The sequence below is a fragment of the Methylobacterium sp. J-067 genome (genome assembly GCF_022829465.1).
GTDB lineage: Bacteria > Pseudomonadota > Alphaproteobacteria > Rhizobiales > Beijerinckiaceae > Methylobacterium > Methylobacterium litchii.
Window position 1 is genome coordinate 43,869 of record NZ_JAKSXZ010000054.1, and the last position, 14,638, is coordinate 58,506.

Annotated in this window: 7 protein-coding genes and 1 pseudogene; 2 read left to right on the forward strand and 6 right to left on the reverse strand. The window is 69.4% G+C overall.

Translation table 11 applies throughout. From position 1 onward, the window contains the following. Positions 1-1,084: 1,084 nt before the first annotated feature. The 4 genes from MKK52_RS05040 to MKK52_RS05060 all read right to left on the reverse strand — a co-directional run bounded on the left by MKK52_RS05040 (position 1,085) and on the right by MKK52_RS05060 (position 10,781). A complete protein-coding gene (locus MKK52_RS05040) occupies positions 1,085-5,236 on the reverse strand; it encodes a hypothetical protein (protein WP_243952730.1) in 4,152 nt (1,383 codons plus the stop codon). Positions 5,237-5,753: 517 nt separating this feature from the next. Then, positions 5,754-8,198, reverse strand: coding sequence for a hypothetical protein (locus tag MKK52_RS27100; protein ID WP_243952731.1), 2,445 nt, complete (start codon positions 8,196-8,198; stop codon positions 5,754-5,756). Between the two features lie 4 nt (positions 8,199-8,202). Beyond that, positions 8,203-10,149 (reverse strand): hypothetical protein, encoded by a 1,947-nt coding sequence (locus MKK52_RS05055; RefSeq protein ID WP_243952732.1) that lies wholly within the window; start codon positions 10,147-10,149, stop codon positions 8,203-8,205. Continuing rightward, complete coding sequence (locus MKK52_RS05060; RefSeq protein ID WP_243952733.1) at positions 10,149-10,781, reverse strand: hypothetical protein; 633 nt, start codon at positions 10,779-10,781, stop codon at positions 10,149-10,151. Before MKK52_RS05060 ends, MKK52_RS05055 begins: the two co-directional genes overlap by 1 nt. Positions 10,782-11,104: 323 nt before the next feature. On the opposite strand from MKK52_RS05060, the pseudogene MKK52_RS05065 reads away from it, so the two are divergent. After that, positions 11,105-12,380, forward strand: a pseudogene (locus MKK52_RS05065) (flavin monoamine oxidase family protein). A gap of 222 nt (positions 12,381-12,602) precedes the next feature. Then, positions 12,603-12,989 carry a hypothetical protein gene (locus MKK52_RS05070; RefSeq protein WP_243952734.1) on the forward strand — a complete coding sequence of 129 codons (387 nt, stop codon included), beginning with the start codon at positions 12,603-12,605 and terminating at the stop codon, positions 12,987-12,989. Between the two features lie 144 nt (positions 12,990-13,133). On the opposite strand, the gene MKK52_RS05075 is transcribed toward MKK52_RS05070, so the two are convergent. Together MKK52_RS05075 and MKK52_RS05080 are read right to left on the reverse strand one after the other, a co-directional pair. Beyond that, on the reverse strand, positions 13,134-13,445 hold the full coding sequence (locus MKK52_RS05075; RefSeq protein ID WP_243952735.1) for a hypothetical protein: 312 nt from the start codon (positions 13,443-13,445) through the stop codon (positions 13,134-13,136). A gap of 689 nt (positions 13,446-14,134) precedes the next feature. Next, positions 14,135-14,371: a hypothetical protein gene (locus MKK52_RS05080; protein WP_243952736.1), complete on the reverse strand. Its 237-nt coding sequence runs from the start codon at positions 14,369-14,371 to the stop codon at positions 14,135-14,137. Positions 14,372-14,638: the final 267 nt, after the last annotated feature.

The following is a 14,638-nucleotide window of genomic DNA, read 5'->3' on the forward strand; positions in this document are numbered from 1 at the left end:
CGCGCGATGCACGGCCCACGGGAGAGATAGACTTGCGGGGTGCGGTCGACCCTCGCGCACGCGTTACAGGAATCCTTGAAGGGAAGGGATAAACCCTTCCTGGCCAGAATCCCCCCTATCATCCCCCCTTCCTTTCGTGCCCTGACACCCCCCTAAGTCGTTGAGCAAACCTCATCGCTTTCCTTGAAACTGGCTTGGCCGGGGCGATAATGGCTTCCGAGGCCCCCGGACGGGCCTGCAGGACACCCGATGCCCCGCCAGCAGGCCACCCGAATGCTCCCCCTGTCCCTCGACTTCGCGAGGGACCTCGTCGTCGACGCGTCGCCGGCGGCCAGCCTGCCCGGGATGCACGGCGCCGACGCCGGATCGATTCGTTTTTTGATCCTCGCCCTGTCGCAGGCGGCGTCATCGGAGCGACAGACCGATGAAATGGAGAGGGAGTATCGCCTGACCGAGGCGTTCCTGCACGGGGTCGAGTACGCCCGGCACGAGATCGACCTGCCTGCCCTGCGCCGGGCCATGGCGGGTGCCGTGCTCACGACCGTTCGGGCCGCCCTGTCCCGATGCTGCGACAGCCTCGTCACGCTCAGGGGCCTCGATGGCTATGGCCTGAGCACGCCGACCAACAAGGTTTTCCTCGGGCCCAAGGGGACGTTCGTGAGGGACGGCGACGAGCTCGCATCCCTCGGTATCGAGGCGACGCTTCTGGCGGCCGCCACGCCGGGATACGGCGGCACCGTCGAGATCGACGCCGCGGCGCTAAATGCGTTTCGATGCCGGTACAGCCCCGTCCTGTACCTGCGCTGCCTCGCCTGGGAAGCCAGCCCGGCCGCCATCCCCCGGGGCTGCGAGGCGCGCCGGCAGAACGGCACGCTGCGCCTGACGCTGCCCCTCGGTGAGGCGCAAGAGATCCTCGGGTTCCGCGGCATCGCGAAGCCCAGCCAGATGGAGCGCACGGCCCTGACCCCCGCTTGCGCGGAGCTCGCCGCGGCCGGGTTTAGGGTGGCCTGGTCATGGGTGACGAACTACCGAAACGAGAGGACCGGCATCCGCCTGTCGGTCGCCCGAAACGAATCGCTCGGGATCAGGACCCGTGACGCCGCAGCACAGGCGCGAGCCGCAGCGGCGGAGGCACGGCACGCCCATCTGGCGAAGCGCCGGATCCAGCGGGCGAAGACGCCCCGGAAGACGAAGCGGCCGCCCCGGCCTGCCGCGCGGCGAGAGCCTGCCGCGCCGCCGGCGATCCGGGACCCGTCGAGACTGCGCGCGGCGCTGCACCGTCCGCCGCCTGATCTGTAGCTCCCTCGGCCGCCTCGTCGACGTTCGCCTCCCGGCCGAGGCGCGCGGCCTCGGCCGGGTTCACCTCGCACTGAACGGCGAGGATCATGGCGACCTCCACGTCGGTGGCCTTGGGCTCGCGGCCGACCGTGAGCAGGTGCGGGGCGTCGCCGAACGGGCGCTCCGGCTGGGGCACGTGGGCCTGCGCCGCGGCCCGGGCGGCAGCCTCGGCCTCGCGCCGCTCGTCCCTGGTGCCGAGCTCGTCGTCGACCTTGTCGGCCTTCTTGCGCTCCGACGGGACCTTCCCCGTGGCCTCCCTGACGAGCTTCAGGCTGTCCACGCGCATGCCGGCGCAGTCGTAGGCGTCGACGATCTCGCTCGCCGCGTCATCGTGGTAGCCGGGGACCTGCACGACCCGGGCGCGGCCGTCGGCGGTGACCGACCACACGTCCATGCCGGCGGCGATCTCGGCGGTGGTGTCGGCGCCGGCCAGCCCGTGCGAGGCCAGCGTCGTCGGCCCCAGCCCCACGTCGGGGGCGACCCTCGCGATCACCTCGGGATCCGCGACGCCGCCGGCTCGGCGGACCGCCTCGAAGTGCCCGCCGGCGCCGCGCATGGTGGACAGGGACCGCAGCGTGGTCACCGCGTCCACGACGATGCCGGCGGGCAGCACGCGCGAGACGGCGATCCAGAGCCCGACGTCGTCGCGATAGACAGGTCGCAGTCGGCCCATCGCCTGCACGAGCTCCTCCTCGCGGAACTGGCGCTGCACGGAGGCCGCCCAGCGCCCCGGGTACTCGGGCACCTGAATGACCAGGTCGCGGCCGTCCCGGAGCGGGTACGTGCGGTCGACCATGGGCTGCGCAATCGGCTTCCCCTCGTCGTTGAGGCCATTGCCGGTGAGGTCGAACGGAGCCTCGGGCACGATGTCGTCGTACGTCAGCGCCGCGGCCAAGGCGTCGATGACCCAGACCGGGAACTCGTGCCTGCCGACCGTCATGAGCGCCTTGTGCCGCTTGGCGAAGTCGAGGCCGCGGATGGCGCCGTAGTGCATGACGTCCACGTTCGGCGCCTCGGCGTGGGCCCGCTGCAGCGCCTTGCGACCACGCTGCGGCAGGGCGACGCCGACGCGGCCGCCGGCCTTGACGTGGGCGACGTTGTTCACCGCCCGGCGCACGTTCACGAGCTGGCGGGAGGACCGCTTGCGCCCCTCGTCGTCGGTGTTGAGCTCCGGCACGAACGAGGTGGTGCTGTGGTTGCTGTCGAGGCACACGACTGTGCGGACATGCAGGTACGCGGCGATGTCGACGGTCTCCACGTCGCGGCCGCACCACACTTTCTCAGTGATGTCGGCGTCGCCGGAGGCGTCGAGGAGCAGCGTCGGGAGCTCGGTGAGGCAGGGGGCCTCGCGCCACGAGACACGGACGTGCTGGCCGGTCTCGCCCATCGTGAGGACCTGGACGCGGGCGTCGCGCTCGCCCCGGGCCTGCAGCATACAGGGATCCACGTCGACGCCGGCGGAGCGGGCCAGGGACCGCGTCAGGGCGTCGGCCTTCAGCCCGGCGAGCCGGTCGAGGACGACGTCCCACAGCCTGTTCTCGGGGCGGATGTCAGTTGCCTTGGCCTTGGCGAAGAGCTCCGTCAGGTAGGCGGCGCTGCAGTTAGGGACGACCTGGGCCGCGGCGCGCTGGGCCCGGCTGGCGACGGTCTTGGCCGACCTCACGTCGTCGAGGAGCGTGGGCTTCTGCGCCGCGGCGGCGTGGATGGCGGCGGCGGGATCCTCGCCCCGGGCCAGGGCGTCGTGGACGAGGCGGGCGACGCGCTCGCGCTCCAGCAGCAGGTCCTGCGAAGTGACGCCCTCGCCGTCCGATTCCAGGACGTGGGGCTCGGGCCGGGGCAGCAGCAGGCTCGACAGGGGCATGCTGTCGTAGCGCAGGAACTCGAACGCGCAGCGCTCGTCCACCGCAAGGCCGGCGCACTCCTCCTTGAGCTCGGGCGGCAGGCCGATCGTCAGGAAAACCGTCGGGGCCAGGACGAGGTCGCAGGTCGCCAGGGCCTTGCGGTCGGCGATGACGGGGCACGCGCCCCCGGCCTCGGGATGGTCGCTGCAGTACAGCGTCTCCTTCTCCATACCCCTGATGGCTGCCACCTTGGCGCTGCACAGCCCGTGCGCCGGGGCGCCCTGGGCGCGCAGGACTTGGCGCTGCTCGACGCGCGTGCAGCCGGCGCGCTCGACGCCCCGCAGGATCCCGACCTTGAGACCGGCGGCCTCGGCCTGCGCCCGCACCTCGGCGGCCGCCTGACGGAACGCCGGCGTCGCGGCCGCGGCGGCCGCGGTCCGACGGTTCTCGGCCCGCGCCGCGGCCTCCTCGATGTTGGCATAGGACGGGAGGAACATCACGACCGGCTTGCCCCGCCGGGGACGGGCCGCGATGCGCTCAATGAAGATGCTGGTCTTGCCGGCGCCGACGGGCGCCCGCATCAGGATGACCTTGGTGAGGGGCGCCTTGGCGTTGCGGGCGTGGGCATCGGCCTGGTCGAGGAACCGGTCGATGGTGGCGCGGACCTCGCGGGCGACGCGGCGCTGCCCCTCCTCGCGCCCCTCCTTGCCCAGCAGGGCGCGCTCGGCGGCCTTGCGGGCCTGGTCGTGCGCAGTGATGGCGGAGAGTGAGACGGTGTCGGGCTCGATCCACCCGAGCTCGTCGTCGGCGCCCCGGTCGATGCCGACGCCTGTCCGGACGGCGAGTTGCTTGCGGCCGCTCTCGTCCCGGCCAACGGTCCTGACGAAGCGGTCAGGCGTCTCCGCGAGCGTCAGGCGGGCGCTTTCCAGCTTGGCGCGGCAGTCGTGGAGGACGGAGTTGCCGGCGTTGGCGCCGCGGCCGCCCTCGTCGCCCCAGGCACTGTAGCGGCCCGACCCGAGGCCGTAGAAAACCTCCTTGCATTCCTCGAACAGGCGGCCGGCGACGGCGTGGCGCCCGGCCTCGGTGGCCAGGAGAGGGCGGTTGGCGATGGCGTAGCGGAACGCGCGCGAGCGGACGTACGGCTCGCGGCCGTCGGTCACCTTGCCCTTGCGCCCGTAGGTGGCGTCGGCGACGCCCTCGCGGTTGCCGGGGACGACGACGCCCGACGAATCGGTCACGGCAGCCGTGACCTCGCCGGTGGCGAGCCGGGCGCCGGCGACGTCGTAGCCGCGCCAGAGGCCGGTGAGCTCGACGACGCGCTCGGAGATGGCCTCCAGGCAGGCGCGCAGGGCGGCCGCGGTGACGAGCGGGGCGTGCTCGGGGCCCTGCAGGATAGGGGGGGCCTCCCACCGGAACAGGGCGCCGGTGGCGTGGTGCAGGCCGTGCAGCGTGACTGAGTTGCCGGCGCTGAGGACCTCGATGGCGCAGTGCTTGCCGTAGCCGTCGACGACGGGCCGGCCCGCCTTGTCGAGGAGCTTGTGCTCCCTCTTGCGCCGGATCGGGTCGGCCGGGTCGGAGCGGAAGATCGCGACCCGCTTGGCGCCGTCCGAGCCGCGCCAGAACGGGGTCGCCGGCAGCATCTCCCGGACGATGTCCTCGACCGCGTTCGAGATCTCCGGCATGCGGATGTCGAGGTCGATGGCGAAGGGGCCGCCCTCGGCCGGGCCGAGGAACAGGGCCACGTTGTGCGAGGGGGCGAGCCTGCACCACTCGTAGCGCTCGACCGCCGAAGGCATGCGCGTCGCCAGGAGCGACGTCTTAATCATGGTCCCGCCGATGCTGGCCGGGACCCGCTTGGTGGTCAGGCCGTCGGCGGCGCGGCGCGTCTGCGGGTAGACGGCCCAGCCCCGGTCCCACATCGCCGGGGCGACGTCGCCGAACCAATGCTCGTTCGCGTAGATCCTGTGCCGGGCCGACTTGGCGTCGGCGAGCGTCGCGCCGGGGAAGGCGTCGAGGACGAGCCGCTGGAGCTCGTCGGGCGTCTTAGGGGTCGTCAACCTGCAGGCCTTTCTGCGTATCCGGTGCCGTCTGGGTCGTCGCGTTCGGGAGAGCTCGTCAGGTTGCGGTCTTTTGGTCCGCGCGTTGGGTCTGTTCTGGACAGTGTTCAAGACGACGGCGGCTGCCGAAATTGAACACTGTTCACTGAGCCGTTGTCGGCTCTAGTGACCCTTCCACCAGATAGATTACGCCCGATTCGGCCAGCCGCAAGTTCGCCGCCGTTGCTTGCGAGCAGCCATGGTGAATCGGCAGAATCGGATGCGACTACGGTAGATAAACGTCTGTTCGTTAACGTAAAAAGCTTTCGCCAGTTATTATTTATGCGCGAGCGTCTGCGGCTGGATAATCACGAACCTGAGAAGCGCCGCCGATCCCTACGAGCTGATACCCGACTTCCTGGGGCTCCAGGCGCGCGCCGATGCGGTCGTGGTTGCCGCGGGTGAGGCAGCGCAGGCGGCGTTTAAGCGCGCGAAAATGGAGCGGGCACGGTCCTCCGTGCAGCGGTGGCAGAAGTCGCTAAGGTGCCAGACGACATCTTCGGGGCCGACGGCCCCGTTCCAGCGGGCGATCAACGCCTCGTCGTGACCCTCGATAGTCGCGAAGGGTCTGTTGCAGCCGAGGCGATACAGAAGGTCGCCTAGTGGCTCCAGTTGGTGGCCGAAACGAAGAGGGTAAGGATGACATCGAGGCCTCCAGGTGCGGAGGCTCGGCACGCGGCGGCACTTCGGGATTAGGCGGACGAGTGAAGGCCGACGTATTCCATGGTGTGGGATCTCCTGATCGGTGCGCTCGATCGCCCTGGGCGTAGGGCTGCGATGCAAGCGGGGTCTCTCCGCCTGCAACGCAGCCGTTCACAGGTGAATGCGGACGATAGCCACAGCCGCCCTCATCGGACCCGCCGTCGGGCCGCTTGAGGATGGGCTCGGCCGCCTGCCTCTTCCGACCTTGGCCCTTGGCTCCTGCCGCGCCGGCTGCCGCCTTCTTTGCCGCTCGTGCCTGGCGTCGCTTCTCCGCCCTGGCCGCCGAGATTGCCCGCTTGGCCCTCTCGGTCGCCGCGCTCGGCGGGATCTTGCGCGCTGGGACACAGACGACCAGCACGCCACGCAGCATCCCGTCCCCGAAAAGTTCGCCCACCTCGGGATGGTAGAGGGTCCGGAAATGACCGGGAAGGCCCTCGCCAGTGGTGAGGTCGAGGACAAGGAGGATGCCGACCGGGATGTTCGTGTTCTGGTAGAGGGCGGTCTGGTCGCCGTAGGACGCCAGCAGGTTCGCGAACGACGCGTCCGTCTCCTCGCGCTTCACCTCGGTGACGAACCTGATGCCGTCGACTTGATGGGCGACGTCGGCCCGTCCGCCGCCGACCCCGCGCACCTCGTCCACCGTCCCGAACCTGGAGCGGCGCAGGGACGCCATGTAGTCCTGCTGCAGGGCCTTCTCGTGCGGGTTGGGTTGCCCCTCCTCGACGAAGAGGTAGGCCACTGCCGGGTCCACGCCCGCCGTGAGGTCGAGGCGGTCTTCGAGAAACAGCAGGGTCTTGTAGACCAGCGACCGCACGATCGCCCGGACCTTCGGCTGCTCGTAGTAACGCAGCCCCTCAAAGGTGAGATGGACGGCCGTCACCGCCTCCATCAGGGGCGGCGACACCTGACGGAACTCGAAGGCGTTGACGTCGGCGAGGGTCTCGCGGACGATCCTTCCCTGGAGCTCGATGGGGAGCTCCCCCTGCTCAAGAATGGCGGCGACCGTTGAGCCTTCGGCCGCCGCCGGCTGAGGGTCCGGGGAGCCCTCCATGCCCAGGGCGACCTCGGCGCGGCCGATGAGCTCGGTCGTGGCGGCCCCATGCTCGGACAGGGGGTTGGCGCCCAGCCACTCGCGCAGCACGTAGAGTTGCTGCCTTTGCAGGCTGACGTATTCCTCGATGCGGGGCCGGACCACCCATTCCAGCCCGCCGTCCTCCCCCCGTCGGAAGATGGTCCGACTGGCCGAGTAGACCGCGAGGAGCTCGCCCTCGATGATGCGCGCGGCGTCCCACCACGCAGGCTTGCCGAGATTGGGGGCGAGGCTGCCCAGTCGGACCGCGAGCGCCCCCCATGCGGCGACCTCAGCGGTCTTGGCGCCGTTCAGGAAGTCGTCTTCCTGCCCGGAATAGGCCGAGTAGGCGAAAGCTTCCCTGCTGAGGTCCTGCAAACGCTCGGCCCAACCGTCGGACCGCTTCTCGTAGAAGTCGTCGAGGAGCCCGATGGCCAGCGAGAGCACCCGCGCGTCGGCGCGTGCCTCTCGTCGTGCCGAGGCGGCCTCGAACCTGGAACGTGCCTGGCGCAACCGGGCCAGCACCTGGGCGCCTTCCACGGCCCGCAGCGCCGAGCCTACCTGATCCATGCCGAGCTCGAACGAGGCCTCGTCCGCGGCGTCGGCCACGTCGAGCAGGTCTTCAAGGAAGCCGACGATTCCGGGGTTCGGGCTCTCGGCGTGGAGGAAGCCCCCGACCCGCGCGGCATGCGCTAGGAAGTCGGGTTCGTCATCGAGGTCGCTCGCGGCCACGAAGCCTGCCAGCTGGAGGGCGCGACGGCTGTCCTGACGCTTCATGAGCAAGGCGCCGCGCAAGGCCGCCGTCCGTACGCTGGAGGCGGCGCCGCGGTCGCCGGCCAGGGCCAGCCAGCGCCGGAAGAAACGCAGCTCGGTCGGCTCGGGCAACGGGCTCCGGCCGGCGGCCCAATCGACGATGGCATTGATGGCGAAATCGTCGTCGAGGTGCTCGATTACCTTGCCGGCGAAGGCCATGGCGGCATCGTCCGCATCGCCGCTCCCGTCAAGGACGAGGGAAACGAACTCCGGGGCGTAGTGCGAGCGCGCGACGGCCGTCGCCTCGCCCAGGATCGGGTTGAGGCCGCCGAAATCCGCGACCGACGGCTTTCGCCCGGCCGTCAGCACCGCTTCCATCTTGGCGTCGAGGGTGTCCACTGCCTCACCAGAGGTAATCGTCCCCGGAAGCGTAGCGCACCTTGTCGTCTGACACATGCCCGCGGATGGTATCGTTGTTGACGGCAGCCACGAACACCTGGATGTGGCCGATCTCCTCGACGAGTTCCGCGAGGCCGGCGACGAGGCTGGCGTAATCCTGGCCCACCATCTCGTTCGCGCCAGGCGAATCGATCAGGAGGAGTCCGGGGTGGCGCCCCAGCCCGCGGCGCTCGGCGACCGTGATGATGGCGATGGTCGTGGCAATCTTGAGCCGCGCCCGTTCGCCGTCCGTCTGCGTCCCGAAGAACGCGGTGCCACCGCCCTTCTTCAGGGCCATGGCGCAGTTGCCGCGCAACTCGACCCCTTCGAGGCTCTCGACGCCGAACCGGACTGCATAGTCCCTGGTCAGTTCGGACACCTCCGCGAGGAGATCCTCCTGCAGCGGCTTGAAGGCCTGCTTCGTCACCTTCTCGGCGATCTCCAGGATGGCCGTGCCGTCCAGCGGCTCCGGGGCTGGCTCCTCCTCGTCCTCCAGTTCCTCCTTCCGGGCCTCCTTGAGCATGATCTCCATCTCAAGGGCATGCGCTCCCGAAGGCTGGGCGAGCGCGGCTTCGAGACGGCGGCACTCAGCCTCGAAACGTTCCCTGTCGCCCTTGGCCTGAGAGACGGCTCCCTGGGCCGCCTCGCGGCGAAGCTTCTGGGACTTCACTTCCGCCTCCGAGGCCGCGACGGCGTCCTTCAACCCTACCTCCTGGGCTGCCGGGTTGCCCTCGGGCACCTCGTCGGTCCCGCACACGACGCAGACGTGTCGCTCGCGGGTCTCCTGCCTGCGTTCCTCGTCGAAGACCTCGTCGCATCGCGGGTAGCCGAGAGGATCGAGGGATCGGAAGACCCGGCGCGCGGCCCGGCCGTCCTTGAAGTCCTGCAGGTCGCGCCGGGCCTCCGCATACGCCTCCTTCGCCGCATCCAGATCCTCGTCCACGGCCGCGAGCGTCCGCTCCCCGGCGCGCAGCCGCGCCTCGGCGGCCGCGACCTCCCTGTTCGCCCGCCTGAGTGCCTGTCGCTGATCGTCCTCGCGCGGCAGCTTGGCCAACCTGGCATGCAGCGAGGCGAGGTCGGCATCCAATTCGGCGAGCCGTGCCTTGCGGCGCCCGCGCGTCCGCTCGATCTCCGCCGTGACCTGCCGCGTCTCGGTCGCGATCCGGTTCTTAGCGGACAGCACGTCGTTTGTGGCGTCCGCCCAGGGCACTCCGAGGTACATCTGCATCATGCGGATGCGCAGGTGCTGGGCCGAACCGAACAGGTGCTTCGGGCTGGGCTCGATCACCATGGCGCCGGACAGCCATGGCCAGTGGTGTGTCTGGTCGATGCCCTGGCCCTTCTGGTCGACGTGGACGACCAGCGTCTGCAGTCCGAGCTGCCCCATGAAGAAGTCCGACATCACGGCCTCGAACCCTTCATGGGACCCGAACGGCGCCTGCTCGAACCGCTTCTCGCCCTCGACCCTCCACAGCGTGCCTGCGGGCGTCACCGCGTCCGAGATGTCGACCTCGTATGCTTGGTCGTCGAGGGTGAACGCCATCTTCACGGCGTCGAACCACTCGGCCATCTCGCCCGGGATGTTCTCGGCGCGGCGGCCCGTGAGGCACCATCTCATCATGCCCAGGAGCGTCGACTTGCCCCGGAAGTTCCTGTCGCTGAGCATTGCCATCAGGCCAGGCCCGAGGTCTTCCCAGGCGAACGAGATCGTGCCCGACGCCTTCTCGCCCTTCTTCTCCCCGGTGAAGGCGAGTGACCGGATGCAGAGGTGCTTGGGGACTGCGATGGACGGCTTGTAGGCGACGCCGTGACGGGTCAGGACGCCGCGGACCTCGTCCACGGTCCGGCCTGACTTATCCGCGATCTCGGCGAGTAGGGACGCCGCGTCGAACGGCTTCGGATCGTCGGCCATCAGGCGGCCTTCTGCAGGGTTTCGAGCCTTTTGCGGACGCGTTCGGCGGTGGTCGGGATCAGGTCGCCGGTCGCGGCATCGTGGTACTCCTTCTGCCGATGCTGGCGTTCCTTCAGGGCGTAGCCGCCTCGGCCGGCGGCAACGCGCAGCACCAAGTCCACCCGACGGTCGTACCAGCCCAATTCGGGCAGGTCGGCGACCACCTGGGGTATCAGTTCACTGGCCTTGGCGCCGACCAGGAAGTCATGCTCGTCGGTGCCGCGCTCCATCTGGCGCGACCGCGGCAGGACCAGCCCTCGGCTCTTGAGGATGCCCAACACCGTGTCGAGCGGCTCGTAGGCACCGAAGTAGCGCCGCAGCATCGGCACCCGCCGCAGGTCCGGCTCCTCGTCGGCGAAGATCCGATGCGCCGTGTCGAGGTGCTGCCGGTCGCCGGTGAGCTCGTAGAGCGAGAGAAGCTCGTCGGCTAGGTAGTCGGGGTAGCGCACCCAAAAATCGAGTGCCTGCACCTTGGTCTCGCCCCGAAACACGCGGTCGAACCCTTTGACGGGCTCCCCCGTGTACGGTCGGCTGCCCTTCACAAGGATGAAGAGGATACGCAGGGCGTTGCGATGGTAGTCGACCGGGGGCATGGCCGGATTGCCGCTTGGGATCAGAGGGCCGTCATGTGCCATGCGGGATGAATTGCCGCCAAGCTCAGGTCTGAGGGACCGCTTCGCACAAAAGGTTCTCGCCTTCTTCCCGCCGACGGGGTGCCCTTGGCCGCGGTCTCGGGCGTGGGGAGGAAGGTGTCCGGGTTCGTCTCACCAGCTTCCGTTGTGCCCAGGTTGCCCCGAGCAACCTCCAACGATCGCGTTCAACCTTTGTTCCGTGGCGTTGGTGGCCGTTCGACCGAGCTCGGTCTCGCGAACCCTCGATGCTTGTCGCGCCCCGAGGCCGGCCTCACCTACAGGGCATGAACAGCGAGTTCGAAGTCATCATCGTAGGTGGAGGCGCCGCCGGCGTCGGAGCTGCGCGGCGGCTCGCGGCGCACGGGAGGGCGACGTTGCTCCTTGAGACGTCCTCGCGCCTTGGGGGCCGGGCCTACACACAGGACCTTGGTGGCTATCCGCTCGACCTCGGCTGCGAGTGGCTCCATTCGGGCGACCGCAACGCCTGGGTCGGCATCGCCGAGGCTTCCGGCTTCCCGGTCGACAGGGGTGACCCGCCATGGGCGAAGGCGCATCCCTCCCTAGCTGACGACAAGGACGACCAGGAGGCGGCGTGGAAGGCCTATGGCGACTGGGAGGAACGGCTTCGCGCCGTCGCCCCCCGGCACCGACCGGGCGAGCGATGCCCTGGAGCCAGAAGGCCCCTGGAACGGCTATGTCCGTGCCATCGCAGGGTTCAGGAGCGGGGTCGCGCCGGAATGCATCTCGGCGACCGACTACCTGACGTACGATGACGCCTCGACAGGCAGGAACTGGAACCTGCCGTTCGGCTACGGCACCCTGGTCGCCGCCAGCCTGCCAGCCTCTGCCACCGTCCGGTTGGCCACGCCCGCCGAACGGATCGATCTAACCATGGACGGCGTCGAGGTAACCACCCGCGCGGGTGCCATCCGCGCCAAGGCCGCTGTCCTCACGGTCTCGACCGCGGTCCTGGCTGGCGACGCGATCCGCCTTCCCCCCGGCATCGACCCCTGGCGGGAAGCGGCGGCCGCCCTTCCCCTCGGGCGCAACGAGAAGATCTTTCTGGAGATCGGAAGCGACAGCGTGTTCGGGCCGGACTCGCACGCCTACGGCGACCTGAGGGACCCGAGGTCGGCGGCCTATTCCATCCGGCCGAACGGGTGGCCGGTGATCGAGGCCTTCCTCGGTGGCGAGGGGGCGCGCATCCTGGACGAAGAGGGCCCGGCCGCCGGCTTCGCCTTCGTGACGGGACAGTTGGTCGCCTTATTCGGCAGTGAGGTGGCGGGGGCGGTCCGTCCGCTCGCGGCGACCTCTTGGAGCCGGATGGCGTCCATAGGCGGCGCGTATAGCTGCGCGCTTCCGGGTCGCTCGCAGGCGCGTTCGCGCTTGGCGCAGCCTTGCGAGAACCGGCTGTTCTTCGCTGGCGAGGCGACGCATCCCTTCGACTTCACGACCGCCCACGGTGCCCACGACAGCGGGCAACGCGCCGCCGGTGAGGCCTTGGCTGTCCTCCGGAACAGCCATGTCCTCGATAGGCGGGACCCTCCGTTTGCGGCTTGACCGGCCAGATGGTGACCTCGTTCCCGGGACGGCGAAGTCGCATCCCAGGAGCGGCGGTTTTCCCGTCCAGGAATCATGGTTGCGGGCTGGAGACCCTCGACGGCGATGCCGCGGCCGTCTCCCCTCGGACGGGCACCTCACCGTGCCGTGCCGCACATGGCCTTGGAACGGCGTAAGCCCCGAGCTGTTGAGTTGCCATTCCCATGCGATATGAGATTTCGAATGCGTAAGATCGCACTCGCTTCCACTGCGCTGCTCGGCCTCGGACTCCTGGCATCGGCGCCCGCAGAGGCACGTGGCTGGGGCTACGGCGGTGGCTACGGTTACGGCCATGGCGGATACGGCTATGGCGGCGGATATCGCGGCGTCGGCTTCCGCGGCGGCTACGGACGCGGCTACGGCTATCGCCGCGGCATCGGCCCAGGGGCAGCCATCGGCCTCGGGATCGCCGGCCTCGCCGCAGGGGCCATCGTCGCGAACTCGTACGGCAGCTACGGTTACGGCTATGGCCGCCCGGTCGGGTACTACGGCGGCTACGGCTATGCCCCGGCCTATGGATACGCCCCGGCTTATGGCTACGGGTACCCGGCTTATGGCTACGGATACTGAGTCGTCTGCCCGAACGGCGGGCCGCAGGTTCCGCTGTAGCGATTAACGAAGGAGGCGCCCGACGGACTGTCGGGCGCCTCTTCGCGTAGGGGAGTATCCCACAAGCGTGACCAGAGCCCGATGTGTCCGCCGGGTGCGTCGCCTTCAGGTCGACGCGACCATTTCCCCCGGTGTCGGTTCGGCCCCGGCGGCGCCGGGTTCAGGCCCGGACGAGGATGCCGGCACGGTGGCGCCGGAGGCCGCGACGAGTGAGCGGATCATGCCGAGCAGCGCGAGTCGTTCCGGACAGTCTGCCCCGATTGAGAGGAAAGTCGAGAGTTCGACGCGGGACGGCCTTCCGCCCGAGGGACCGTTCGGCTCATGGAGAACGAACACGTCCTCCGGGTCCTCGCCGACGCATAGGAACCAGTGGTCGCCGTTCGACGCGGCGTAGATCAATTTGCGTGCGATGCTCATGACGTCGACAGCCTCCTCTTGCGAGGTCAAATAGGGCCGATGGCGACAGCGCCCCTCGTCACGGTAGCCGGTCCCTCGGGCACTATCGGTCGGTCGCATGGTCGGCTGCCGGCCTGCCCGTCGCGTGGGTCAGCGGTCGGCCCCGCCGTCCGATCCGGCACGGGTTCGCTCGTATGCCACGATGGCCTTCGAGCATCCCTCCGACAGGTTCGGGCGATTGCGCTCGAAGCAGGCTTTCACTTCGGCTCCGTCCGGCCTCATCCCGGCGCAGAAGCGAAGGTAGTCGCCCCCGCAATTAGCTCTCATGGCCTCCATCCCCGGTCCCTTTTGCGCGGAGCATGGGCGACTTGCGGCCAGGGGTATCGCGAGCGCGAGTATCGCCAGGGTGAGGATACGAAGGCTCATCGGCGGTCTCTTCCTACGGTTCGTCGGATCGGCGTCCCGGCTAACTCGGCTCGGGAACGGGCGGATTAGCGAATTGCTGACGGACCCGGGCTAGCTCCGCCATCGGCGATGCCGACGCCCTGACCGAGAAACCCTCGACAGATACGATGTGCATGGTCGCGATGCGCATCGGTCGCGCGGCTCGGGTCCGCCTAGGTGTTATCGGTCATCGAGCCCCACCGACATTCCCAGTGTGACGCTCCCGGGGATGGAAAGCCTCGATGGACACCGCAGCGGCGTCCGCGTCACCCGCTCGGCCCGCCCTGCCAGCGGTTGACGTAGAGGACGAGTAACTCGCCCACGGCGCTTTCCGCGTAAGCATCAGCGTCCTCGCCACGAAGCGGGAGGACCACCTCCGTCGGCAACCTGCCGCACAGCACGGTCGCGATGTCGTCGTCGTACAGGCCTGTCATCCTCGCCTCGTCGAGGACCCGCTGGTCGTACTGGCGCCGACGTTCGTCGCCGGCATCGGACTGGAACATGGGAGCGAGCGGTCAGGTGCGGGGCCCGGGACTGCCCGGTCGGAAGGGGCGACGGGCCGGACGCGCGCCCGGAATGACGCATGCGCCCGGCCTCGCGGCCGTCCCGAGCGCTGATCGGAGGGAACGCCCGGTATGACCTCGAAAGGGGATCGGATGCCCGGAAGACCCGCGCACGCGGCGGGAGCAATATATGCGGAGCCCGGCCAGGCCCAGAGAGAGAGATGTACCGTTATCCGGCGATTTCTCCCGCGCCTCCGGACGTCGTCA